The 24,274-nt window shown below is 57.1% G+C and carries 24 protein-coding genes and 3 tRNA genes; 13 read left to right on the top strand and 14 right to left on the bottom strand.

Going from position 1 to position 24,274, the window contains the following annotated elements:
• Window positions 1-674: 674 nt before the first annotated feature.
• Entirely contained in the window at window positions 675-899 is a 225-nt protein-coding gene (locus AC2FFF_RS08200; RefSeq protein WP_142635057.1) for a DUF1127 domain-containing protein, read from the top strand.
• Window positions 900-1,293: 394 nt separating this feature from the next.
• Here the strand turns inward: AC2FFF_RS08200 and AC2FFF_RS08195 are convergent, their stop codons facing one another.
• On the bottom strand, window positions 1,294-3,921 hold the full coding sequence (locus AC2FFF_RS08195) for an ATP-dependent helicase (protein ID WP_281972761.1): 2,628 nt from the start codon (window positions 3,919-3,921) through the stop codon (window positions 1,294-1,296).
• A gap of 181 nt (window positions 3,922-4,102) precedes the next feature.
• Here AC2FFF_RS08195 and AC2FFF_RS08190 point away from each other — a divergent pair, with 181 nt between their 5' ends.
• Together AC2FFF_RS08190 and AC2FFF_RS08185 are read left to right on the top strand one after the other, a co-directional pair.
• Window positions 4,103-5,890 (top strand): sensor domain-containing diguanylate cyclase, encoded by a 1,788-nt coding sequence (locus tag AC2FFF_RS08190; RefSeq protein ID WP_142635191.1) that lies wholly within the window; start codon window positions 4,103-4,105, stop codon window positions 5,888-5,890.
• A 600-nt stretch (window positions 5,891-6,490) separates the two neighbouring features.
• Window positions 6,491-9,928: a pyruvate carboxylase gene (locus AC2FFF_RS08185; RefSeq protein WP_281972760.1), complete on the top strand. Its 3,438-nt coding sequence runs from the start codon at window positions 6,491-6,493 to the stop codon at window positions 9,926-9,928.
• 56 nt (window positions 9,929-9,984) lie between these two features.
• Here the strand turns inward: AC2FFF_RS08185 and AC2FFF_RS08180 are convergent, their stop codons facing one another.
• Both AC2FFF_RS08180 and AC2FFF_RS08175 read right to left on the bottom strand, forming a co-directional pair.
• Entirely contained in the window at window positions 9,985-10,926 is a 942-nt protein-coding gene (locus AC2FFF_RS08180; RefSeq protein WP_496882912.1) for a hypothetical protein, read from the bottom strand.
• 134 nt (window positions 10,927-11,060) lie between these two features.
• Window positions 11,061-11,444, bottom strand: coding sequence for an MAPEG family protein (locus tag AC2FFF_RS08175; RefSeq protein WP_281972758.1), 384 nt, complete (start codon window positions 11,442-11,444; stop codon window positions 11,061-11,063).
• Between the two features lie 201 nt (window positions 11,445-11,645).
• Between AC2FFF_RS08175 and AC2FFF_RS08170 the strand changes: the two genes are divergently transcribed.
• The 3 genes from AC2FFF_RS08170 (at window position 11,646) to AC2FFF_RS08160 (ending at window position 12,040) form a co-directional block, all read left to right on the top strand.
• Window positions 11,646-11,720: transfer RNA gene (locus tag AC2FFF_RS08170), tRNA-Gly, on the top strand.
• Window positions 11,721-11,753: 33 nt separating this feature from the next.
• A tRNA-Gly gene (locus AC2FFF_RS08165) sits at window positions 11,754-11,828 on the top strand.
• 56 nt (window positions 11,829-11,884) lie between these two features.
• The gene (locus AC2FFF_RS08160) at window positions 11,885-12,040 is read left to right on the top strand and encodes a hypothetical protein (protein WP_185956685.1); all 156 of its coding nucleotides are present in this window, start codon (window positions 11,885-11,887) and stop codon (window positions 12,038-12,040) included.
• Here the strand turns inward: AC2FFF_RS08160 and AC2FFF_RS08155 are convergent.
• Window positions 12,037-12,276 (bottom strand): Lrp/AsnC family transcriptional regulator, encoded by a 240-nt coding sequence (locus tag AC2FFF_RS08155; RefSeq protein ID WP_142636899.1) that lies wholly within the window; start codon window positions 12,274-12,276, stop codon window positions 12,037-12,039. The genes AC2FFF_RS08160 and AC2FFF_RS08155 overlap by 4 nt on opposite strands.
• A gap of 154 nt (window positions 12,277-12,430) precedes the next feature.
• Here AC2FFF_RS08155 and hisB point away from each other — a divergent pair, with 154 nt between their 5' ends.
• Together hisB and hisH are read left to right on the top strand one after the other, a co-directional pair.
• Window positions 12,431-13,018 carry an imidazoleglycerol-phosphate dehydratase HisB gene (gene hisB / locus AC2FFF_RS08150; protein WP_142636880.1) on the top strand — a complete coding sequence of 196 codons (588 nt, stop codon included), beginning with the start codon at window positions 12,431-12,433 and terminating at the stop codon, window positions 13,016-13,018.
• Window positions 13,019-13,657 carry an imidazole glycerol phosphate synthase subunit HisH gene (gene hisH / locus AC2FFF_RS08145; RefSeq protein ID WP_271949515.1) on the top strand — a complete coding sequence of 213 codons (639 nt, stop codon included), beginning with the start codon at window positions 13,019-13,021 and terminating at the stop codon, window positions 13,655-13,657. It abuts the gene before it with no gap.
• Window positions 13,658-13,661: 4 nt separating this feature from the next.
• Here the strand turns inward: hisH and AC2FFF_RS08140 are convergent, their stop codons facing one another.
• Window positions 13,662-14,069 carry a DUF2147 domain-containing protein gene (locus tag AC2FFF_RS08140; RefSeq protein ID WP_142636876.1) on the bottom strand — a complete coding sequence of 136 codons (408 nt, stop codon included), beginning with the start codon at window positions 14,067-14,069 and terminating at the stop codon, window positions 13,662-13,664.
• Between the two features lie 134 nt (window positions 14,070-14,203).
• Between AC2FFF_RS08140 and hisA the strand changes: the two genes are divergently transcribed.
• Window positions 14,204-14,923 (top strand): 1-(5-phosphoribosyl)-5-[(5-phosphoribosylamino)methylideneamino]imidazole-4-carboxamide isomerase, encoded by a 720-nt coding sequence (hisA, locus tag AC2FFF_RS08135; RefSeq protein ID WP_142636874.1) that lies wholly within the window; start codon window positions 14,204-14,206, stop codon window positions 14,921-14,923.
• 1 nt (window position 14,924) lies between these two features.
• Here hisA and AC2FFF_RS08130 read toward each other — a convergent pair whose 3' ends face one another.
• Entirely contained in the window at window positions 14,925-15,317 is a 393-nt protein-coding gene (locus tag AC2FFF_RS08130) for a DUF302 domain-containing protein (RefSeq protein WP_281972757.1), read from the bottom strand.
• A gap of 170 nt (window positions 15,318-15,487) precedes the next feature.
• Here AC2FFF_RS08130 and hisF point away from each other — a divergent pair, with 170 nt between their 5' ends.
• From hisF to AC2FFF_RS08115, 3 genes are all read left to right on the top strand, one after another.
• On the top strand, window positions 15,488-16,249 hold the full coding sequence (hisF, locus tag AC2FFF_RS08125) for an imidazole glycerol phosphate synthase subunit HisF (protein WP_281972756.1): 762 nt from the start codon (window positions 15,488-15,490) through the stop codon (window positions 16,247-16,249).
• Complete coding sequence (locus tag AC2FFF_RS08120; RefSeq protein WP_271949507.1) at window positions 16,246-16,563, top strand: phosphoribosyl-ATP diphosphatase; 318 nt, start codon at window positions 16,246-16,248, stop codon at window positions 16,561-16,563. Before hisF ends, AC2FFF_RS08120 begins: the two co-directional genes overlap by 4 nt.
• Before the next feature lie 61 nt (window positions 16,564-16,624).
• Entirely contained in the window at window positions 16,625-17,191 is a 567-nt protein-coding gene (locus AC2FFF_RS08115; RefSeq protein WP_142636866.1) for a hypothetical protein, read from the top strand.
• A gap of 4 nt (window positions 17,192-17,195) precedes the next feature.
• Here AC2FFF_RS08115 and AC2FFF_RS08110 read toward each other — a convergent pair whose 3' ends face one another.
• The 4 genes from AC2FFF_RS08110 to rlmB all read right to left on the bottom strand — a co-directional run bounded on the left by AC2FFF_RS08110 (window position 17,196) and on the right by rlmB (window position 19,490).
• Window positions 17,196-17,666 (bottom strand): CoA-binding protein, encoded by a 471-nt coding sequence (locus tag AC2FFF_RS08110; protein ID WP_281972755.1) that lies wholly within the window; start codon window positions 17,664-17,666, stop codon window positions 17,196-17,198.
• A gap of 201 nt (window positions 17,667-17,867) precedes the next feature.
• Window positions 17,868-18,314 carry a YHS domain-containing (seleno)protein gene (locus tag AC2FFF_RS08105; protein WP_281972754.1) on the bottom strand — a complete coding sequence of 149 codons (447 nt, stop codon included), beginning with the start codon at window positions 18,312-18,314 and terminating at the stop codon, window positions 17,868-17,870.
• A gap of 108 nt (window positions 18,315-18,422) precedes the next feature.
• Window positions 18,423-18,701 carry a hypothetical protein gene (locus AC2FFF_RS08100; RefSeq protein ID WP_142636860.1) on the bottom strand — a complete coding sequence of 93 codons (279 nt, stop codon included), beginning with the start codon at window positions 18,699-18,701 and terminating at the stop codon, window positions 18,423-18,425.
• A 15-nt stretch (window positions 18,702-18,716) separates the two neighbouring features.
• Window positions 18,717-19,490 carry a 23S rRNA (guanosine(2251)-2'-O)-methyltransferase RlmB gene (gene rlmB / locus AC2FFF_RS08095; protein WP_142636858.1) on the bottom strand — a complete coding sequence of 258 codons (774 nt, stop codon included), beginning with the start codon at window positions 19,488-19,490 and terminating at the stop codon, window positions 18,717-18,719.
• Between the two features lie 116 nt (window positions 19,491-19,606).
• Here rlmB and AC2FFF_RS08090 point away from each other — a divergent pair.
• Window positions 19,607-19,690 (top strand) — tRNA-Tyr (locus tag AC2FFF_RS08090).
• A 110-nt stretch (window positions 19,691-19,800) separates the two neighbouring features.
• On the opposite strand, the gene AC2FFF_RS08085 is transcribed toward AC2FFF_RS08090, so the two are convergent.
• From AC2FFF_RS08085 to AC2FFF_RS08070, 4 genes are all read right to left on the bottom strand, one after another.
• Window positions 19,801-20,322 (bottom strand): DUF2478 domain-containing protein, encoded by a 522-nt coding sequence (locus tag AC2FFF_RS08085; RefSeq protein ID WP_281972753.1) that lies wholly within the window; start codon window positions 20,320-20,322, stop codon window positions 19,801-19,803.
• Window positions 20,323-20,392: 70 nt separating this feature from the next.
• Entirely contained in the window at window positions 20,393-21,058 is a 666-nt protein-coding gene (locus tag AC2FFF_RS08080) for an NnrU family protein (RefSeq protein WP_142636854.1), read from the bottom strand.
• A gap of 105 nt (window positions 21,059-21,163) precedes the next feature.
• On the bottom strand, window positions 21,164-23,227 hold the full coding sequence (locus tag AC2FFF_RS08075; RefSeq protein ID WP_281972752.1) for an ABC transporter permease: 2,064 nt from the start codon (window positions 23,225-23,227) through the stop codon (window positions 21,164-21,166).
• Entirely contained in the window at window positions 23,224-24,273 is a 1,050-nt protein-coding gene (locus tag AC2FFF_RS08070) for a quaternary amine ABC transporter ATP-binding protein (protein ID WP_496677738.1), read from the bottom strand. Before AC2FFF_RS08070 ends, AC2FFF_RS08075 begins: the two co-directional genes overlap by 4 nt.
• Between the last annotated feature and the right edge of the window lies 1 nt (window position 24,274).

Here is a 24,274-nt window from a genome sequence, read left to right as displayed (position 1 = left end):
TTTTATTGGTTCGGGGTCGTTTAGCGCCCCATGTGCCTCGTCCTCATCGGATAACTAAGGGATGACATGGGAATTCATGGAAATCAATAGAAAATTTCTCACACTCATGCCCCAACTCACAATGTAATCGATAAGAAAATGAATGGAAACTCAATTTATACACCATAATTAGGATACAACTACCTTATAGTAACCATATATAGATAAATCAGAGCAATTCTGAGCGTCCCATGAATTCCCAACATTTTTTTACTTTCGTCGATTCCCCGTAGATAGAGCCAGCAAATCCTCCATTCCAAACTACGAATCAACAAAGGTGGCTCGGTTCCCACGCACTCCCAAGTTACTAAAAGCCACCTGAACCCACGATTTCCCATATACGCACGAGCCCAGCCGTTCGGCTGCTTCGATAACCGTACCGAAGCAATCGGACCTTACGTCACGATCCTATGGTTTTCAGTGGAACCGGGTTAGGAGCGACACCCTTGGCGCAACTCAAACCCATATTTTTAAGGCATATTCGATTGCCAACATTCAACTCTTTGATATCCATGCATTTGCTGCATAGCAGCATTGACGACGTCAGCTATTGTGCGATCGCAGCATTTGCTTATTTTCATCCTCAAGCAAACGCCGAAACACTTCGGCACCAACATACGAAACGGGTTACGCAGATGGGTGTAGCAACACAACAAACCGCTCTGAGAAGCGCTCCGGCATTCGGCCTGGCTTCGATGATCGAAACCGCAAAAACCCGGTTTGCACGCTATCGGGCCTACCGCCAGACGGTTAACGAACTGTCCGAGCTGTCCGATCGCGAGTTGGCCGACCTGGGCCTGCACCGCTCAATGATCCGTCGGCTGGCAATGCAGGCCGCAGAAGAACAATTCGCGCGTTAAGCGCACAGCAATACAGAGATCAGACCCTACTCCTCCCTTGGGTCTGTAATCTGCGGCAACGTCTCTCCTCCTCCCTGACGTTGCCGCCTTTTATACCGGCCCTGAACGCCGGAAGCAGATACATCGGGGCTCTCCTCCTCCCTGCCCTGATGTTGAAAGTACGCGGCGACGTCTCTCCTCCTCCCTGACGTCGCCGCGTCTTCCTCATACCGGGATCAAACCCGGGTTCGGATACATCGGGGCTCTCCTCCTCCCTGCCTTGGTGTTGAAAAGAACGGCGGTTTCCTTCCTCCTCCCTGGGAACCGCCGTTTTTCGTTTCTCCCAAAGAAAAAGGCGCCCACCCAGGCGCCTTTCAAAACATTGAGCATGCGCCGTCAGGCGCATTCCTTTTGGTTAAAACGGAACGTCGTCCTTCGGAAAAAGATACTGGGCAACAACCTTCTTGGTGCCCGCCTTGTCGAACGCGACCTCAACCTTGTCGCCCTCGATGCCCTCCACAGCGCCATAGCCGAATTTCTTGTGAAACACCCGTTCGCCCAGCGTGAAACTTGCCACTGCGGTTGCGTCGATCACCGTGTTGCGGGTTTCGCGCGGTTGCGACATGCCATATTGTCCCTGCCGCGCCTGCAGCCGTTTCCAGCCGGGTGAGTTATAGACATTTGCCTCAGCCGCACGGGTTTCGATCCCGGCCGAGGGCTGCCCCCCGCCATAGAGTCCCGGAGGCGTCAGAACCTCGACATGCTCCTCGGGCAGTTCGTCAATAAACCGTGATGGCATCGAATTCTGCCATTGCCCGAACACCCGGCGGTTGGCGGCAAAGGAAATCGTACAGACCTCTTCGGCACGGGTGATGCCCACATAGGCCAGGCGCCGTTCCTCTTCGAGCCCCTTGATTCCGGTCTCGTCCATCGACCGCTGCGACGGGAACAACCCGTCCTCCCAACCTGGTAGAAACACGGCGGGAAACTCCAGCCCCTTGGCCGCATGCAGAGTCATGATCGAGACCTTTGCCCCATCCGTTTCCTTTTCATTGTCCATGACCAGGCTGACATGTTCCAAGAACCCTTGCAGGTTCTCGAAATTGTCCAGCTGGTTGACCAGTTCCTTGAGGTTTTCCAGCCGCCCCGGCGCCTCGGGCGTTTTCTCATTCTGCCAATGGGCGGTATAGCCGGATTCATCCAGCACGATCTGCGCCAGTTCGATATGCGTGTGCTCGGGCGCGCCATAGCGGATCGGAGACACCCCGTCATCAATGACGGTGTCATCATCCACTTCGATACGTGGTCCGCGTGTCATCGCATTCCACCGAGCCAGCCCGTCGATCAACTCGCGCAGCGCCTTGCCGCCCTTGCCCTTGATCAACCCCTGCTCGACCACGATCCGCGCGCCTTCGACCAGGGACACCCCGTTTTCACGCGCCACCACTTGAATAGTCTGCTGCGCCTTGTCACCAAGGCCGCGTTTGGGCGTGTTCACGATCCGCTCGAACGCCAGATCATCCTCAGGGCTGACCACCAGCCGGAAATAGGCCATGGCATCGCGAATCTCCATTCGCTCATAGAATCGGGGCCCGCCGATCACCTTGTAAGGCATCCCGATGGTCAGAAACCGATCCTCGAACGCGCGCATCTGGTGCGACGCGCGCACGAGGATGGCGATTTCGTCGAGATCAAATCTTTGGAAAGGAGCTTCCAAGGAAAGCCCCTCTTGTTGCCTCATTGTTAACTCCCAGACGAGGTCTTGGTTACTTTCTTCCGCCCAAAAGCCTTCTTCCGCAAAGTAGCTCTTATGCTCCTTCAACTGATCAAGAACTTGCTCTCTACTATTAAGCTCTCGTAGTGCGCCCAATTCGTCGAGACGCTCCACCTCTTTCATCATTTGTTCTGATCGAGAGTTTTGCCTTCGTTTAGCAAAAGGTGAACTACCGTTGGCGAGGTCCTCGATCGTCTCTCCAATCCAGCGAGCTTCCTCCTCGCCATCCCAATGACCGATCAGGCTGACTTTTTCTCCACTCGTTGCAGCCGTCCAAAGCTCTTTGCCCAACCGGCTTTCATTGCCTCGGATCACCTTCGACGCCGCCGCCAGAATATGCGGGGTCGAGCGATAGTTCTGCTCCAACCGCACCACGAAGGCGCCGGGAAAGTCCTTCTCGAACCGCAGGATGTTGCCCACCTCGGCCCCGCGCCAGCCATAGATCGACTGATCATCATCGCCGACGCAACAGATATTCTTGTGCCCCCCGGCCAGCAGCCGCAGCCACAGGTACTGAGCGACGTTGGTATCCTGATACTCGTCCACGAGGATGTAGCGGAACCAGCGCTGGTATTGCTCCAGAACATCCGGATGGGTTTGAAAGATCGTGACCATGTGCAACAGCAGGTCGCCGAAATCCACCGCATTCAGCTCACGCAGGCGGGTCTGGTATTGGGCATAAAGCTCAATGCCTTTGTTATTATAAGCTCCGGCATCCGCAGCAGGCACCCTATCTGGCGTCAGCGCGCGGTTTTTCCAGTCATCAATGATCCCGGCCAGCATCCGCGCAGGCCAGCGTTTGTCGTCGATATTGGCTGCCTGAGTCAGTTGCTTGAGCAAGCGCTTTTGGTCATCAGTATCCAAAATAGTAAAATTCGACTTGAGGCCCGCCAGTTCGGCATGGCGGCGCAACAGTTTGACGCAGATCGCGTGGAACGTTCCCAGCCACGGCATCCCTTCGGCAGGTCGGCCCAACATGCGCCCGACCCGTTCTTTCATCTCGCGCGCGGCCTTGTTGGTGAAGGTCACGGCCAAAATCTCGTTCTCGCGTACCCGATGTGATCTGAGTAGATGGGTGATCCGCGCGGTCAGTGCCTTGGTCTTGCCCGTGCCGGCACCTGCCAGCATCAAAACCGGACCGTCCAGCCGCTCGACCGCTTCGCGCTGTGCCGGGTTGAGGTCGTTCAAATAGTCGACAGCCACCGCAGGCATCGCCCGCGCCGACAGCAATGCGCCCTCGAAGGCGTCCATTTCGTCAAAACTGCTCATACTCTCAAACTACGCCGGATGGGCGCAAAGGGAAAGGCTTTGTTCACGGCTTGTTCACAAGCTTTTAAGATTTTCCTTGCGTTCAATTCCAACCAAATGAAGCGGTGTTCGACTGATGCCATTAACTCTCTGTAAAGCCTTAGGTCAGATGCTTGGCCCAAAGGTTTGGGAGCATATGGATATGGCATTGGCTGAGCGGGGGACGATCAATCATCGACTCAAATGGACCGGGATCACCCTATTGCTGATCAGCCTCGCCATTGGAGCGGGCTGGGGTGTCTATAGGCTTCCTGCGCCCTTGGTGGAACGGATGCTGCGGACAGATATCCTCAAACAGTCAGAATTGTGGAAACGCCGCGTTGTTTTGCATCTTGAAGACCCCGAAACAACGCTGCGAACCGGCCATATAGACGGGCATGACGCAGAGTTTCTGACCTCGATGCCCGAAGCATCGGATGTCTACCGGTTCAGGTTGTTCGACACGAGTGGACGCGTGGTCTGGTCCACTCGTCAAGGTGAGGTCGGTCTGCGCGAAGACAGCGCGTTCTTTCGCGCCGATGTTGCCCGGGGAATGGTGTACTATTTACAAGAGGTTGTGCCCCTATCCGAGATTGACGGCTTGGACTTGCACACAGGCAACATTCAGAACTCCAGTGCGCATCACATAGTCAAAGTCTTTATGCCGGTTACAAAAAACGGTCGCTTCATCGGTGCGATAGAGTTTTTTACCGATATCTCGGATTTGCGGGCGACCTTCATAACCCGGCTGAGAATTTCGCTGATCGTTCTAAGCGGTGTGGCCCTGTTGGCGCTGGCGATGGTGTCATTGGTGACCTACAGGACCAACCGGGCGCAACTGCGCTCTTTGCACAAACAATCCGAGAAAGAGCGTGATCTGATGGCAGACCAGCTCCGCCTGGCGCGTGAGGTGCGGCTGCTAGGGGAGCTGAACGAATGGCTGCAATCCAGCCGTTCGCTGGATGAACTGTTCGATATGGTTTCGCGCTTTATGACCCATATCCTGCCCGAAGCAGAGGGCAGCGTTTACGTCTACTCGAACTCGCGCGATGTGCTTGATGGCTGTGCCAGTTGGAACGGCGGCACCCATAAGGCACATATCCACCCCGAGGGGTGCTGGGGTCTGCGCCGGGGGCGTACCTATGAATTCGGCGCCTCCGAGATTGATTTCATCTGCGAACATGCGGAACCGCATGACGGGCGCCAATATTTCTGTTTTCCGATTCTGGCTCATGGCGAGACGGTTGGATTGTTGCATCTTCGGGCACATGAAAACTGCGAAGAAGAGTTTCACGTCAGCAGGAAACTGGCGCAGCTCTGCGCTGAACAGATCAGCATGGCCATTGCAAATGTGAGGATGCGCGATCAGCTGCACGACCAGTCCGTGCGTGATCCTTTGACCGGACTGTTCAACCGTCGTCATATGACGGAAACCCTGCGCAAGTCTATTTCACGCAGTCAACAGACCGGTGTACCGCTGAGCCTGATCGCCGTTGATGTCGATCATTTCAAGAAGTTCAACGACACTCATGGCCATGATGCAGGCGACATGGTGCTGCGCGCAGTCGGAGCCGCCTTGGAACAGGGCTGTGACCGGGACGAGGTTGCCTGCCGTATTGGTGGTGAGGAATTCATGCTGATCTTGCCGGACAACACCCCGGATGACGCGGTGAGCCGTGCCGAGAAATTACGGCAGTCGGTCGAAGCGGTTTCGGTCCGATACGGTGACAAGTCGCTGCCGCGAATAACGATTTCGGTTGGTGTATCGCATTACCCGGCGCACGGCACCATGCCGCAAGATTTGATGCGCGCCGCCGATGACGCGCTGTATATGGCAAAAGACAAAGGGCGCAATCAGGTGCAAGTCGCCAAGGGAACGCCAACCGAAACCGGGTCCGCTGATAGCAACGGCCAAAAGGTTCGGACTTCAGGCCCAGTCGCGGCGGCGTGAAGCTCTTGCTAATACTTAGCAAAAACTTCACTTACCCGGCGCCTGATTGCGCGGGCAAGGTAGCCACTTCTATACTTGTTAGCTTTCTCCAAGATCTTGGCCACATCGCGATCTTGCCAACCGTCCTAGCCAGCCCTATCGCCTTTGAGCGGCACAATCCCTAGACTCTTAAACGGTCGGTGATCTTTCAGAGGATCGGATAAAGAAGTAACGCAATGATTTGAGGCAAGCAGCACGCAAACGATCTGCCCGAAACCTCTCAGGGCTGCACATCCACGAAAACCGGGCGCGGTCAGGCCTTTCATTCCCAACGTGCTTGAAGTCAATCGGCTCGGCACCCGGCACGACCATGCGCGCAACTTGCCTGCTAGTCGAAACTTGGCAAAGCACCTGCCGACCGTGGCCAAAAAGTTCATAATGAACACGCCAAATCACGCCGCAATTCACCAGTCTTGATGCCGCAGCGCAGCAAGGCTATCAAGCATTCACCAACAGGAGGCGTTTGCGAGCGTTAACATGCCGGTTCTACCCAAATCACCGATATACCTGCGCGTATTGTTCGCCTAGAAGTTCGCCAAACAAACAGGACCGGGACCTGATATGACACATTTCGACAAGATCCTGATCGCCAACCGCGGCGAGATTGCTATTCGCGTGATGCGCGCAGCGAATGAGATGGGCAAACGCACAGTCGCCGTATATGCGGAAGAGGACAAGCTTGGCTTGCACCGTTTCAAGGCGGACGAGGCCTATCGCATCGGCGAGGGGATGGGGCCGGTTGCCGCTTACCTCAGCATTGACGAGATCATTCGCGTGGCCAAGGAATGTGGTGCGGATGCCATCCACCCGGGCTATGGCTTGTTGTCGGAAAACCCAGATTTCGTGGATGCCTGCGTCCAGAACGGGATCACCTTCATCGGACCAAAGGCCGAAACCATGCGCGCCTTGGGCGACAAGGCCAGCGCCCGCCGCGTGGCCATCGCCGCCGGAGTTCCGGTAATCCCTGCGACCGAAGTGCTGGGTGACGATATGGACGCGATCCGGTCACAAGCCAAAGAGATCGGATATCCCCTGATGCTCAAAGCATCCTGGGGCGGAGGTGGCCGCGGCATGCGCCCAATCGAATCCGAGGACGAACTGGAAGAAAAAGTCCTGGAAGGCCGCCGCGAAGCCGAGGCTGCCTTTGGCAATGGCGAGGGCTATTTGGAAAAGATGATTATCCGCGCCCGCCATGTCGAGGTGCAGATTCTGGGCGACAAACATGGCGAAATTTACCACCTGTATGAGCGCGACTGCTCGGTCCAGCGCCGTAATCAGAAAGTCGTGGAACGCGCGCCTGCCCCGTATCTCAGCGAAGAACAACGCGCGGAAATCTGCGAACTGGGCCGCAAGATTTGCGCCCATGTAAATTATGAATGCGCAGGCACCGTCGAGTTCCTGATGGATATGGAAACCAGCAAGTTCTACTTCATCGAGGTGAACCCGCGCGTTCAGGTGGAACATACCGTCACCGAGGAAGTCACAGGTATCGACATTGTGCAGGCACAGATCCTGATCGCCGAGGGCAAATCGTTGGCCGAAGCCACCGGCGCCGCCAGCCAAGCGGATGTGCACCTGAACGGTCATGCCCTTCAGACCCGGATCACAACCGAAGACCCACAGAACAACTTTATTCCCGACTACGGTCGCATCACCGCATACCGCTCAGCTACTGGCATGGGTATTCGCCTAGATGGCGGCACGGCCTATGCGGGTGGTGTAATCACGCGGTACTACGACTCGCTGCTGACCAAGGTCACGGCCTGGGCCCCGACGCCACAGGCCGCGATTTCGCGAATGGACCGAGCGCTGCGCGAGTTCCGTATTCGTGGCGTCAGCACCAATATCGACTTTGTCATCAACCTGCTGAAACACCCGACCTTCCTGTCGAATGAATACACCACCAAGTTCATCGACACGACGCCCGAGCTGTTCACCTTTAAACGACGCCGTGACAGGGGCACCAAGGTTCTGACCTATATTGCGGATATCACCGTGAATGGGCATCCTGAAACCAAGGATCGTCCCGAACCGCGTACCGATCTGAAAGAGGCCAAGGCCCCGGCTCTGAAAAGTGAGCCGCAGATGGGCACCCGCAATCTGCTAGAACAAAAGGGCCCGCAGGCGGTGGCCGATTGGATGAAGGCTCAGCGCCAGTTGCTGATCACCGACACCACGATGCGCGACGGGCACCAGTCGCTGCTGGCGACGCGGATGCGGTCGATCGACATGATCAAAATAGCCCCGAGCTATGCGGCCAACCTGCCGCAGCTGTTCAGCGTCGAATGCTGGGGCGGCGCCACATTCGATGTGGCTTATCGGTTCTTGCAGGAATGTCCGTGGCAACGTCTGCGTGACCTGCGCGAGGTGATGCCGAACCTGATGACCCAGATGCTTTTGCGCGGCGCAAACGGGGTTGGATACACCAATTACCCCGACAACGTGGTGCAGGAATTCGTTCGTCAGGCGTCAGAAAATATCGACGTGTTCCGCGTCTTCGACTCTCTCAACTGGGTCGAAAATATGCGTGTCGCGATGGATGCGGTGGTCGAGAACGGTAAAATCTGTGAAGGCACCGTTTGCTATACTGGCGATATTCTGGACCCGAACCGTGCCAAATATGACCTAAAATACTATGTCGGCATGGCGAAAGAGCTGCGCGATGCCGGGGCTCATATTCTGGGCCTGAAAGACATGGCCGGCCTGCTGAAACCAGCCTCGGCCAAGATTTTGATCCGTGCGCTGAAAGAAGAGGTCGGGTTGCCAATCCACTTCCACACGCACGACACTGCCGGTATCGCCAGCGCCACCATTCTGGCCGCCTCCGAAGCGGGTGTGGACGCAGTAGATTGCGCAATGGACAGCTTCAGTGGCAACACTTCTCAGGCGACATTGGGCACTGTGGTCGAAGCGCTGCGCCATACGGAACGCGACACCGGTTTGGACATCAAGGCCATCCGCGAAATCAGCGACTATTTCGAGGTGGTCCGAGGCCAGTATGCGGCCTTTGAATCCAGCCTGCAGGCCCCCGCATCCGAGGTATATCTGCACGAGATGCCTGGTGGCCAGTTCACCAACCTCAAGGCTCAGGCGCGCAGCCTTGGCCTGGAAGAGCGTTGGCATGAAGTGGCGCAGATGTATGCGGACGTGAACCAGATGTTCGGCGATATCGTCAAAGTCACGCCTTCGTCAAAAGTGGTTGGCGATATGGCGCTGATGATGGTCAGCCAGGGGCTGACGCGCGCCGATGTCGAAAACCCGGACTCGGATGTGGCCTTCCCGGATTCGGTCATCGACATGATGCGCGGCAATCTGGGGCAGCCTCCGGGCGGGTTCCCTGATGCGATCATCAGCAAGGCGCTTAAGGGCGAAAGCCCCAACACTGACCGCCCCGGCAAAGACGTACCCCCGGTCGATCTGGAGGAAACGCGCGCCGAGCTATCCAAACAACTGGACGGCAAAGAGGTCGACGACGAGGATCTGAACGGATACCTGATGTATCCCAAGGTGTTCCTTGATTACATGGGTCGCCACCGGATCTATGGCCCCGTCCGCACCCTGCCCACGCGCACATTCTTCTATGGAATGGAGCCCGGCGAAGAGATCGCCGCGGAAATCGATCCCGGCAAGACTCTGGAAATTCGCTGTCAGGCCATCGGTGAAACCGATGAAAATGGTGAGGTCAAAGTGTTCTTTGAACTGAACGGTCAGCCCCGTGTGATCCGGGTGCCAAACCGTCTGGTGACGTCAACCACGCAGGCCCGACCCAAAGCGGAAATCGGCAACCTCGCACATATCGGCGCACCGATGCCGGGTGTCGTGGCAACCGTTGCGGTTACTGCGGGACAAGAGGTCAAAGAAGGCGATATGCTTTTGACCATCGAGGCCATGAAGATGGAAACTGGCATTCACGCCGAAAGGGACGCCGTAGTCAAAGCCATCCACGTTCAGCCAGGCGGCCAAATTGACGCCAAGGACCTGCTGATCGAGCTGGAATAGCAAAAAAATAAGGCGCGCCTCTGGGGCGCGCCTTTTCCATTTCATTGGGTTAAGGTTCAGCCGTCTACGGTTTCTTCTTCAACCTCATCTTCGACCAATGCCTTTTCTGTTTCATCATTAGAAACATCATAATCCGCAAGCGCCGGCAGACCCAGCAGGTCGTGCAGCTCGTTCAGGGCGTCGTCAGACAACTCGCGACCGCCGGTCAGAGTATCCAGAGCCTCTTGCGGGTCAGAAGATCCGGCCAGGTTTGTCTCGGCCTCCTCTACGGCCAGCGCAGCCTCTTCGACCGCGTCGTCGTACTTGTCCTGAGCGGTGATGCCCTCGGTAAGCTCGTCCTCGGTCGGCTCATAGGCCTCTTCGATCTCTTCTGCGGTCAGTTCCTGCAGGTCTTCCAGCTCGTCGTTCTTATCCTGCAGATCTGTCGCCGCATCGGTATGACCAAGAATGCTCTGCTGATAAGAGTACAGTTTTCCTGGCATACTGTTCGGGGACGCATTCATAAGAGCCGTTTGGCTGGCATGGGCTGCGTTCAGACCTTTAAGCTCCGATGCAATTTTGCCGTGCTTGTTGGGGTGAACCGGCTCCTCATCAACGACAGCAGTGGTAACTTTGGTCATCTTGGCAGGTTTCTTATTGCCCTTGACCAGATTACCAATCGAAGCGACCAGCCCGTTTTTCTTTTGAGACGTAGCGCCCGTTTTGGCAGTTTTTTGCTTTTTCAGGCCAAGACTGGCGAGCAACCCTTTGCCTGTCCCCTTTTTGCCCGAGGACTTGCCACCTTTCACCTGTGAGGACTTGTCGCCAGACTTATCCGCGCCGTTCCCATTTCCACTACCATTGCCTTTACCACCGCCATTGCCGCCACCATTGCCATTGCCGCCACCATTTTTGGCGATGGCCATATCAGGTGCGGCAACAACCGCCAAAAAGCTTACAGCGCCAAGCAGCAGAAATGAGGTCGCAACTACACGCGAAAGTAACAAGAACCGTTTCATATTATTCACCTGTCCTTCTTGAGCAGTGGCAGCAGATACCACAAAATCAAGCACCTGAGTTAACGTTGACAGTTAGTTAATAATTGAATTTGGGTAAAATGGTGGCTTTTTTCGGCGTGTGCGACCCACCGCGCTCACACCGCCAGCACAATATTGGCTATTGCAGCTACGAAGATTGAACCAAATGTCAGCAGCATTCCGGTTTGCCTGAGGATAACGATCTGCGGAGACCTGCCAAACCCATATGCATGAAGCAGGCGACCACCCAGCAAGGCCAATCCCAACAGGTTCAACAGCAACCCGCTGGCGCCCTGCAATTCAACCATCGCCATCAATAACAGCGCAAACGGCGCGTATTCCGCGAAATTGCCATGAGTTCGGATCGCCTTGATCATTTGCCCCTTGCCACCATCCCCGTAGGAAACCTTTTCGCCCTGTCGGTGGCCAATGACCCGAAGGCTCAGCGCCAGATACAAAAAGGCGGCTAATGCCGCATAAACCGGTGTAATTGTCAGCATGGGTGGCTCCGTCTATTAATATTCCTAAGCTCTGGGCAAAGCTTAACGCGGAATCTCGACCGGTCCAGTTGAACCGGGCTGCTGCTACGCGAGGTCAAGTCTGTCTGGATTTCCTCCGCACGAGAAGATTTTTTGCAAAAGTCGCGTTTTTCCCCTTGCAGCTTTCCGCCAGAATTAATACTTCACGCCTCACTCAACGGCGCGGGCGTAGCTCAGGGGTAGAGCATAACCTTGCCAAGGTTAGGGTCGGGCGTTCGAATCGCCTCGCCCGCTCCATTGAGAGGTCTCCGGACCAAATATGTATCTGATGCGGGCGTAGCTCAGGGGTAGAGCATAACCTTGCCAAGGTTAGGGTCGGGCGTTCGAATCGCCTCGCCCGCTCCAGATACAAACCCTCTCACTCAACGCTGTTTTCTTATGGCGCGGCCTGCTGAAAAAGCATGACCCGCGTATATGTTCATATGCCGCAACCGAACAAAGCCACCTTCACATTGGCCGCGCGGACGGCGCATAAGAACGTCTTTGACACCGCGCCGAAGTACTCCGATCACGACCCGGACCGAATCTTCCGCGTGACAACGTTTGAGCAGGGCTAGAAGGCCTTGAACGTCATTGTGGTCAGCGAGCGTTCTATACCCGAGATCACCAGCAGATTTTCATTGATGAAATGTCCCACATCCTCGGCCTCGGGGATGTAAAGCTTCAGCAGCAGGTCATATTCGCCGCTGGTAGAGTAGAGCTCCGAGTGGATTTCGCGCAACGCGATCTCTTCAGCCACCTTGTAAGTGGTGCCGGGTTTGCAGCGGATCTGGATGAAAACACAGGTGGACATGGGCCGGGCCTTGTTGGTTGAGTTGGCCGCAGGCTGACATGGGCTGCGCCCGGGCGCAATCCCCTGCAACAGTTTGCGGCGATTGCGACGGATGGTCTGGATCAACCCGCCCTACCCCGTCTATAAGCACGCCTGTAGTAAAAGGAATTCGCCCATGCGCAGCGCAAAGATCAGCCGTCAGACCGCCGAAACCGAGATCACGGTCGAGGTCAATCTGGATGGGACTGGCCAGTATGACAATCAGACCGGCGTCGGTTTCTTTGACCACATGCTGGATCAGTTAGCGCGCCATTCTCTGATCGACATGACGATCCGCGCCAAGGGCGATTACCACATCGACGACCACCACACGGTCGAGGATACCGGAATCGCACTGGGGCAAGCGTTGACACAGGCCTTGGGCGACAAAAAGGGCATCCGGCGGTATGGCGAATGTCACCTGCCGATGGACGATGCACAGGTGCGCTGTGCGCTGGATCTGTCAGGGCGACCGTTTCTGATCTGGAACGTAGACCTGCCGACACCCAAGATTGGCACCTTCGACACTGAACTGGTGCGCGAGTTCTTTCAGGCGCTGGCCACTCATGGCGGCATCACGCTGCATATCGACCAGTTGCACGGGTTCAACAGCCACCACATCGCAGAAGCGGCGTTCAAAGCTGTCGCGCGCGCATTGCGCGACGCGGTTGAGACCGATGCGCGCAAAGCAGATGCGATTCCGTCGACCAAGGGCGCGTTGTAAATGCTCACCGCCATTATCGACTATGAAAGCGGCAATCTGCATTCCGCTGAAAAGGCGTTTCAGCGCATGGCGCGGGAACTGGACGCCGGCGAGGTCGTGGTCACATCCGACGCGGATGTCGTGGCGCGCGCCGACCGGCTGGTGCTGCCCGGCGACGGCGCTTTCCCTGCCTGCGCGGCCGAGCTGCGCGGGCACAAGGGTATCTATGACGCGATGGTCGAAGCCGTCGAGCAGAAAGCCCGCCCATTTCTGGGTATCTGCGTGGGTATGCAGCTGATGGCCTCGAAAGGTCATGAGTACACTGACACCGATGGGTTGGACTGGATTGCTGGGGATGTGGTGCAGATTGCGCCGTCAGACCGATCGCTGAAAGTGCCCCATATGGGCTGGAACGATCTGGTGTTGGAAAGCGACCACCCGGTTTTTGCCGGGGTCAAGTCAGGCGATCACGCCTATTTCGTCCACTCATACCATTTCCGGGTCAGCGATCCGGCACAACGTCTGGCCTATGTGGATTACGGTCAGGACGTCACGGCCGTAATTGGCCGTGACACTATGGTCGGGATGCAGTTCCATCCTGAGAAAAGCCAGGATGTGGGCCTGCGCATGATCGGGAATTTCCTGACCTGGACGCCCTGAGCGGTTACTGAACCCGTGTCCAGTCCTGCCCGCGACACACCAATCCACCCGCAACACAACCTTTGACGGTCAGCTTGTTCTGGCTGTCCAAGGTCATTTTCGAGCTGTAGGTCTTGTCTCTGTCCGGAGCCCAGATCTTGCCCCCGCCATAGGTGCCGTCGCCATCGGGCACCATATCCCAGATGATCTGCTTGCCGAGGTTTTCATATTCCAACTGTTCATTCCCGTCTTTGTCAAAAGCGGTATCGATGGTACCGCAAATCGCGCTGCCGCATTCGGCGATCGAAACATGCAGATACCCGCCGGTGTCTCCGGGCTGGGTTTTCCAAAGACCGTCAACCGGGTCGGCCATCGCCGCTCCCGAAATCAGAGATGCCAGCCCCAAGGCTGCTGCAAAAGTTGTTTTCTTCATAAAATCCTCCCTATTTGACCAGCAGTCTGGCGCGCTGGTGGACGTGGGGCAAGATTGACTTTGCGTCGCGTTGCATCCCCTGCCCTGCCTGTGCGATATCCCGCCGGGAAAACAGCGATTCAAGGCCTGACAACATGATCCTCTATCCTGCCATCGACCTCAAAGACGGACAGGCCGTGCGCCTGCTGCGCGGAGAAATGGACAAAGCGACCGTGTTCAATGAAGACCCCGCCGCCCAGGCCCGTGCCTTTGTCGACGCGGGGTGCGAATGGCTACATCTGGTTGACCTGAACGGTGCCTTTGCCGGTGAGCCGGTCAACGCCGCCCCAGTCGAGGCAATTCTGAAGGAATGCAACGTTCCCGCCCAGCTTGGCGGCGGTATCCGCGACATGGCCACCATTGAAACCTGGATCGACAAAGGTCTGGCCCGAGTGATTCTGGGCACAATCGCGGTCGAGAACCCGGATCTGGTGCGCAAGGCGGCCAAAGCCTTTCCCGGCAAAGTTGCCGTTGGCATTGATGCCCGCAACGGCATGGTCGCGACCAAAGGCTGGGCTGAAGAGACGAATGTGCAGGTCACTGATCTGGCGCGCAGCTTCGAGGATGCCGGCGTTGCTGCAATCATCTATACCGATATCAACCGCGATGGCGCGATGCAGGGCCCTAACATTGAGGCCACCGCGGACTTGGCCCGTGCCGTATCGATCCCGGTGATCGCTTCAGGCGGCGTCAGCTCATTGGATGATCTGATCGCTCTGCGTGATTGCGGTGTGGAATTGAACGGCGCGATTTCCGGCCGGGCGCTGTATGACGGCGCGATTGACCTGGCAGAGGCCATTCGCGCCCTGTCCTGATTTACTGCGCTGCAGCCGCAGTCAGCTTTGCAAGCGCCCCGCGCATTTTCTCGATGGTGGGAGAGTTTTCGACCGCGTCGAACTCATCCATCGTCTCTTTTGGATCTTCATAGAGCAGCCAAACCTGACCGTCGGCATCTTCATACGCTTGCACCTTGAGCGGCAGGAACAGTCCGGCACGCGGGTCGATCTGCATTGCAGGCGTACCCAGCGCAGGATTGCCGAAGATCAGCACCTGATTGGGTGGTATTGGCGTTCCGATCTTTTCGGCCCCGGCCGCGTGGTCAACCCGCGCAAAAACCGTTGCACCAGCGTTGCCAATCGCCGTCTCAAGCGCGTCCAGCGCCTGGGTCACCGATTTGTCGGTCTTCATCTTGATGATATCGTCAGCCATTGCGGCAGCTGCTCCTGCGAAAATGAAAGTGGTTGCTAAAAAGAGTCTACGCATCTCATTGATCTCCTGATGAATTGGGGACAGTTTTCACAGGTTCCAGAGTTGTGACAATCACAAGTCTGGCATCGGCGGGGCTTTGCCGTTAGAGGTGCGCCAACAAAGGACGAGAGATGCTGAAAACCCGTATCATACCCTGTCTGGATGTCGCCGATGGCCGCGTTGTCAAAGGTGTTAACTTTGTTGGCCTGCGCGATGCGGGTGACCCGGTGGAATCCGCCAAGGCCTATGACGCGGCAGGCGCTGACGAGATTTGCTTTCTGGACATCCATGCCACCCATGAAAACCGCGGGACCATGTTCGATGTGGTGCAGCGCACAGCGGAACAGTGCTTTGTACCCCTGACCGTTGGCGGCGGCGTGCGGACCAAGGAAGACGTGCGCGCTCTGTTGCTGGCCGGTGCAGACAAGGTCAGCTTCAACTCGGCGGCAGTGGCAAACCCGGATGTGATCGCCCACGCCGCCGATCAATTCGGCAGCCAGTGCATCGTCTGTGCCATCGACGCCAAGACCGTCAGCCCCGGCAAGTGGGAAATTTTCACTCATGGCGGACGCAAGCCCACCGGCATCGACGCGGTTGAGTTCGCCAAAACTGTCGTCGCCAAGGGCGCGGGTGAGATTCTGCTGACTTCGATGGATCGCGATGGTACCAAAGCCGGGTTCAACTTGCCGCTGACACGCGCCATTTCGGATGCTGTGAATGTTCCAGTGATCGCCTCGGGCGGGGTTGGAACTCTGGATCATCTGGTCGAAGGCGTCACCGAAGGCGGTGCCAGCGCTGTCCTTGCCGCATCGATCTTTCACTTCGGCGAATTCACCATCCGCGAGGCCAAGGAACACATGGCTGCCGCTGGCATCCCGATGAGGCTGACATGAGCATTCTGCACGACCTGGCCCAAACGATTGAGGCCCGCAAAGGGACGGATCCTGAAGGCAGCTGGACCGCCAAGCTGTTGGCCAATGGCCCCGAGAAATGTGCCGAGAAATTCGGCGAAGAAGCGGTTGAGGCCATCATTGAGGCGGTCAAGGGCGACCAGGCCAAGCTGACCTCAGAGGCGGCGGATGTACTGTATCACCTGCTGGTCATGCTGGCCGCGCGCGATGTGGCGCTGGATGATGTGTTGGCCGAACTGGTCCGGCGTCAGGGCACCAGCGGCATCGCGGAAAAGGCCGCGCGACCCAAGGGGTGACGCAGGTGTTGTCGATCCTTTATTCTGATCCTGACAGGTTCGCAGGTCAAAGGGCGCGCAGATGATCAGAGCTTTGGTATTTGGACTGGCGCTAGCCGTTCTGGGGTCCTGCGCAATTGCCCCGCCGTCCACCAGTGATGAAGTTCAGCGCCTGGCGTCTGAAATCCGCAACCTCGGGCCTGACATCGACCCTGAAGAGGCCAACCGCGCCGCGCGCATTGCCTATGCCTACACCGATCAACTGGCTCAGGAATATCAGATCACCGACCCGCCACTGATCCACAATGCCAAAGTCAACAAGGGCCTGAAGCCGCGAGGACTGTGTTGGCACTGGGCCGAGGATATCGAACGGCGGCTGGATCAGGAAAACTTCCAGACGCTGGAAATGCACCGCGCCATCGCTAATGCCGACAACCCGTTCCGGATCGACCACAGCACGGCAATCATCAGTCGCAAAGGCGAGACAATGTATGACGGTGTTGTGCTGGACCCCTGGCGCTATGGCGGCGTGCTGTACTGGACGCCCTTACCACAAGACACGCGCTATGACTGGGTTCCGCGCGAAGTGGTTCTGGAAAAGCGGCGTTTGGAACAATTCGGCGAACTCCAACCATATCTCGGTGAATAACCGCTCAGAGTTTCGACGAAATCATTCCGGTGGCAAAACCACCCATGCGCAATTCGCCAAACAAACGCTGATATTCGATCTTCGGACAGCGGTTCATCACGACATCCACCCCGCGCGCCTGCGCTGTGGCCGCAGCCGTGGCATGTTCTATTCCAATCTGCATCCAGATTGTGCGCAGATTGGGAAACGCCTCAAGCGCCTCGTCCACTATGGGTGGTACAGCTTCGGATCGGCGAAAGATATCGACCATGTCTACCGGTTCCGAAATCTCGGATAGCGACGTACGGATTGTCTGGCCAAACAGCATCTTGCCCGCATGGCCGGGGTTAACAGGGATCACTTTGTATCCCCTGAGTGACAAATACCGCGCCACATAATAGCTGGGTCGCACCGGATTCATCGACACGCCCGCCACCGCAATGGTCTTGGTACGCTTTAGAATCTGGGTCAGGAAATCATCGGAATATTCAGTCATTTGCGCACCCTAGTCGCCCTTTCCAAAAGAAAAAAGCGCCCAGGAATACCTGAGCGCCAGTTGTTGGAACGAGGGACAGTGAAATGACCCGCGGCAGTTCCGTTCCGCGGTCACTGTGACATTTAAGCATGAGTTCAGAGAAAAAAAGAGGTAGCGCGCAATTTTGTGATGACAGATCAGAAAAAAACGACCGCCACCCTGTTATTCATACAGAACGCTTGGCCAATGCGCCTCGGCCTCGCGGATATAAGCGGCAGTATCGCGTTGCCAGATGCGCTCGATTTCTGGCGAGTGGGTTAGATATAGCCGACCGTCAATCACCTGCCAAATAGTCGGATCGGTGCTGACAAGCTCTCCTTGCGCCATTGCGAAGGCGCAGTACCCGCCGAACTGAGGTGCATAGGCACGCGGATTCATCTCAAACGCATCCCGATTCTCAGCTGTGGCAAAGTGCCATTCAGCGCCTTTCCACATAACCGCGTATTCAGGCTGACCCCGAACAGGTGTTTCGCCATTGAAATAGGACACCGCATCATATCCGGCCATAGCTGCACCGTCCGTCCGATAGAAGACGGGCAGATCCTGCGCAAACGCAGGAAGAGCAATCACACAGGCGGCAATCGCGCTAAAAAGGAAACGTCTGTTCATGGTCATCGGATCACAAATAGAAACTCAGGGTATCAAGATGCAATTTATTATCGCAACTGAAACCCCTTTTAACGCGCTTGTGAACATTCGAACCGGCAAAGCCAGCCTTTAGTCGAAAATGTCCTCGATCACATCCCAGGCTTCATCCAGCACCCGTGAGAAAACGCCTTTTTTCTTCTTCTTTTTGCCTTTGTAGGGACGATCCTGCTTGGCTGTTTGACGGTTCGCCTTGGCATCGTCCAGTTTGCGCTTTGGCATCATCTTGAGGTTATGCAACGGGGCACCGCAGCTTGAACAACTGAGCTCTTGGCGCTGCGTGCCTTTTAGAACAAGCGCTGCCCGGGTCCCACAATAACAGCAGGTCGCAATTTTGGATGGCGTGGAAATGGCGTTCTCCTGTCGTTATCTTTGCCTAGAAGCATATAGGGCAATCGCCGCCGCATTTGAGACATTGAGAGAACCAAACCCGCCCACAGCGTCAATTTTGACCAACTTGTCGACGGTTTCTTTGGTTTTTTGCCTCAGGCCCGGTCCCTCTGCGCCTAACACCAATGCCACTGGCTGGTCCGGGTTACCTCCCAAGGCGGCCTCGATCGTGTCGTCCGCCTCGCCGTCCAGTCCTAGGACCAGAAACCCCATTCCCTGCAACTCGACAATGGCATCAGCCAGGTTACGCACCCGCAGATAGGGTTGACGTTCCAGTGCACCGCTGGCGGTCTTAGCCAGCGCGCCAGTTTCCGGCGCCGCGTGATGGCGCATACCGACTACAGCGCTGGCTCCAAGAACCTCAGCTGACCGTAGAATCGCTCCGACATTATGGGGGTCGGTCACGCGGTCTAACAAAATGACGCGCGGGTGTTCGCGCCCGATGCAGTTTTCCGCCAGACCACCCCATTCCAAAGGCTTAACCTCAAGGGCCGCGCCCTGATGAACCGACCCCGGGTCGATCGGAGCGGTAAATTTGCGTGGATCAACCATCTCGGGCTCAATACCTGCAAATTCAATGGCTTCCACCAGCTTGTCCCGCGCATTCCGTGTCACAATCAGGTGCAATTTTGTGCGGTTTGGGTTCATCAGCGCATCCCGCACCGCATGCAGACCAAACAGCCAAACAGTTTCGGATGCGGCAGCTTTGCGCGCCTGTTCTTTTTCGACGACCCACTTGGGTTTCTTCATTTCTTTGGCCTCCGGGCCGCGAATTCGGTTTCCTGCGTCAAAGCAGTATTTTCCTGTTGACGCTCCTTTAGAGCGCTAGTAATCACGCCTCCACGTCAGGTGCAACGCCTGACAGTGGGCGACAGGCCGCAAGGTGTGGCAGGGGACTGTAACTCCCTCGCGGAGACGCACGCCTGGTTCGATTCCAGGGTCGCCCACCATTTTCTTCCAGACATCCAGCAAGCTTTGCCAGCGCGGGTGATGGATGGCTGATCACACCGCACCATGCAGAAATTGGCAGGACCAATGGCCCCGCCTTATGACCGTTCTGTCAGGCGGCAGCTTCACGTTGCGCAGTGACCCGGTCAAACCAGGCCAAGATCGCCTCAAGGTCGGGCTCAATCTGCTCGGCACCGCCGCCCGTAAATTCTTCGAATTTGGCCGTGTTCAAACCGTTCACCCCGACAAGAACCGGAATGTCCTGCGCCAGTGCTTCAGCGATGACCGGGCGAAAACCGCGCCCATCTGCCTCGTGCTTGCCGAACTTGTTAACGATCAGCAATTGGGGATTCTCTGCCAGCGATGCCGTCACATATCCAACTGCCCGCTCAAGTGCAGCAGGGTCGAGACGGCAGCCGCGCGACTGAGTACCCAAAGACTGCGAAATCCGGATGGTCTCGCCCTCGGGCAGGACACGGACGTCCATGTCGCATTTGCTGCTGTCGGCGCATTCGGTGTTGGTTTGCACCACACCCGCCAACTGCGCATCTACCGCCAAAAGGCGATCCGCAGCCGCGCTCAGCAGACGGTCAGTTGCACCGCGGTCGGTGGTCGTAACATAGGCGAGGTACATGCAAATCCCCTTGTCGCAACAATTCGAAACATCAAATAGCACGCACGACCCGCCCCGACCACCACTCAGCTTATGGCAGCGGAGACAATCCGATCACCGGTTCGTGTAGGTGAAGCAGGATTGCAAATGCCGCCAGCGCTACAAACCCGATCCAAACAGGCGGCCAAGGGCGTGGCGCACGCAAAGAAAACCTTGCAGTGTTGCGCGATAGCCGACCCCATTCAGCACCCATCTGACGGGACTTGCGTCGATCAATCAGCGGCAGCCCCATCGCAGCAAATACCGCAAACAAACCGAACAAAATCACGTGGGACAGGCTGCCATTGGCCAGCAGATGAGCGACAGCCCACACCAACAGCGCCACCAAAACCGGGTGGCGCGTGGTGCGCAGAATGCCGGGCTTTTCCGGATCGAACGGGCGCTGGCCCAAGCCACCAAATGAAAACGGGTTCTGGATCGTCAAGCCCGCAACCGCGAGCCAGCACACAACGGGCATCATCAGAACGGGAATCCAGCGGAATATCCAAATGGGTGGGATCACCTCGACATACGGGGCTTGCGCTGCAGCGATGATCAACCAACCCAGAACCAGCAGAGACAAGATGGAATAAGCCACGAAATACCCGCGCCGTCCGAACGTAGTGATCAGACGATCGCGCACAGCGGGGCGCGCTGGTATCGCATGGGTCGCCAGAAACGCTATCAGTGCAGCAAAGAATAGGGGCCAGCCTGCCATGGTAGTCTCCGATCATTTGCGCCAGGTTTAATCACCGGCGCCGGAACGTCCTTGCCCGAAATCAAATGAGGCAGAGAGGCGGTTGTTCCGCCTTTCTGCCGATGTTTACAGGCCCAGCGCCTTGCGACGTTCCTCGGCAAAGCCCTGCACGATGCGGTCAGCTATCAGCGCAAGGATAGCCATCGCCGCCCCTGCTGAAATCCCCAACCCCACATCCGCCTGGCCCAGCGCAAGGTAGATCGACTGGCCCAGACCGGTGGTTCCGATCAGCGCAGCGATCACCAGCATGGCAAAGGCGTAAAGGATGGTCTGGTTCAGACCCAGTAAGATAGTCGGCGCAGCATAAGGCGCGCGTACGTCACGCATGATCTGCCACTCGGTCGCGCCACTAGAGATGGCGGCCTCCATCATCTCATCCGGTGTATTGACCAGCCCGTGCCGTGTGTAGCGGATCATCGGAACAACGGCATAGGCGCAGATTGCCAGAAAGGCCGAAAACTCGCCGATCTGAAACACCATCAGCACAGGAATCAGGAACACGAACAGTGGGATCGTCTGCAACATGTCACAGACAGGGCGGACCACTTTCCAAACAGGCAACCAGACCGCACTGGCCAGACCAATCACACCGCCGACTACGGCACAGGAAAACACCGCAGCACCGCTCAGATACAGCGATAACAGCGCGCGTTCCCACAGGCCCGAGACAAGAATGGTACAGAGCAATCCGACCGAAAGCGCCGCCAATCGCCAGCCCCCTGCCACCCAACCCAACGCGGCGGCGGCAGTCAGAACGAAAGGCCAGGGCAGATTGGCAATGCCGGTTTCCAGCATCCCGATCAGGATCAGCATCACCAGCCCGCCGGTCAGATGTCCGCGCCATGCCATTAGCACAGCAATCGCTGCGGCGGCGGCGAACAGGCCATAGCTCATCACGGGCGTCCACTGAAAACCCCATGTGAACGGCAGCACGGCCTGGTCCAAACCAATCCGAAGCGGCAGCAGCACATAGAACAAAGAGTTGTTCTTGAGCGCGTCAAGCCAAGGCCCATTAGCCTGGGTAAACGCCGTCAGCCCGCCGTCAATCACCCCGGCCAGCGGGTCGAGAATGGTCAGTTCGGACGGGTTCGGCAGCCTGGTCCAGAAGACAGCGGTGAACAGCACGGCAACGCCAATTACTGCCCAGGCGACACGCTGGTCATAGCGTTTACGTTCGGTCGCCAGCGTCCCGCTCATCCGGTCGATGACGACGGCAAAGACCACGATCACCAGACCGGCCATCAAGGCTTCGCCGAACTGTGCCTTGCGCATGGTCAGAAGAACCTCCCAACCGATATCGTTGAAGCCGCCAATGACGGCTGCGATGATAACCATCGACAGCGCAGCCATTAGGCACTGGTTCACACCGACCATGATCTGCGTGGCTGCAGCCGGGATCTCGACCTGAAACAGCTGTTGAAACCGCGTGCCGCCGGACATGATGGCAGCCTCTTTGATTTCCGGTTCGACCCGCTCCAGCCCCAACATCACGTTGCGCGCCATCGGAGGGGCCGCATAGATGGCCGAGGCGATCAGCCCAACCACAGGACCGAAACCAAACAGCAGCAGCAGCGGCGTCAGATAAGCGAATGTCGGCACGGTCTGCATCACGTCCAGCACGGCCTGCACAAATGACTTCACGCGCGGAACTTCGTTGGCAAGGATACCGATAGCTCCGCCCATGATCAGCGCAACTGGCACGGAAACGGCCACTAACGCTAGGGTGTTCATACTTTCGGCCCAATAGCCCGATGCCAACACAAAGCTAAGGCCCACAAAGCCCAGCGCCGCCATCGGCAAGCCGCCCAGATACCAACCCAGCGCAGTCACCAGACCGATCAGGATGGGCCATGGCGTATTGCCGAGCACAAAGTTGGCCCAGTTCATGGGATAGGCCATGAGATCGGAAAACAGCCGCGCCACCGGTTTGATCCCGTTCAGGAACCAGTCCAGAAACGTGCCTACCCATTGCGTTGCAGGCAGTTCCCAGCCTGCGGGCCATTTGACCAGCCAGGGCGCGACGCCTTCCAGCGCCAGACACAACGCACCGACGATGACTGTGAACAGTGCGGCGCGCGCGCCAATGCTCAGGCGCGCCTGCGGCACAGAAACTTCCGTCGCTACAGTCATGTTTCATCAACCTGCAGGGCGGCGGCCAGATCGGACGGATGAACCGTTCCGACGATGTTACCATCGGCATCCCTGACGGGCACCGGTTCATATAACTCCATGCAATGCGCCAATGCAGCGTCCAATGTCATCGAGGTTGTCAGGCCAGGGTCATCTGGTCCCCGCTCTCCGTCTTGGCGCATGACCGATGCGACCTTGGCATGCTGACCCTTGGCGACATCCTTTGAAAACTCTCGCACGTAATCATCCACCGGGCGCAGTACGATATCGGTGGGTGTACCGATCTGGACTATCTTGCCGTCGCGCATGATGGCAATCCGGTCGGCCAGTTTCAGCGCCTCTTGAATATCGTGGGTGATGAAGACGATGGATTTCTGCAGCGTCGCCTGAATGCGCAGGAATTCATCCTGCAACTGACGGCGGATCAAGGGATCGAGGGCCGAGAACGGTTCGTCCAAAAACCAGATATCGGGGTTCACGGCCAGAGACCGGGCAATCCCGACACGCTGTCGCTGACCACCCGAAAGCTGACGCGGGAAGCTGTCTTCGCGCCCCTCCAGACCGACCAACGAGATTACCTCCTGCGCACGGGCCATCCGCTCTTTGCGGCTAACACCCTGAACACGCAGCGGATAGGCGACGTTTTCGGCAACGGTCATATGCGGGAACAGGCCGAAATGCTGAAATACCATGCCCAGCTTTTTGCGGCGCAGCTCGGTCATGGCTTTCTTTGACGCGCCGATGACGTTCTCGCCATCCACACGGATTTCGCCACCCGTGCCCGGCAAAAGCTGCGAGATACAGCGGATCAAAGTGGACTTGCCCGAACCGGACAGGCCCATGATCACAAACAGCTCGCCCTCCTTGACCTCGAAATTGGCATCCTGAACGGCGGGGATGAACCCGTTTTCCCGCAGATCGGCTGCGGCTTTGTCAGCGTCATTCCCTGACCGAGACAGCGCGTCGGTCAGGGCTTTGTCAGCGCCGGGGCCAAACACCTGCCAGAGATTCTGGCAGGCGATGGCTGGCGAATTTGCGTCAGTCACT

Source organism: Ruegeria sp. YTSA226, from assembly GCF_059609905.1.
The sequence above is the reverse complement of the archived record's forward strand: the minus strand, read 5'-3'. Positions and strand labels throughout refer to the sequence as shown.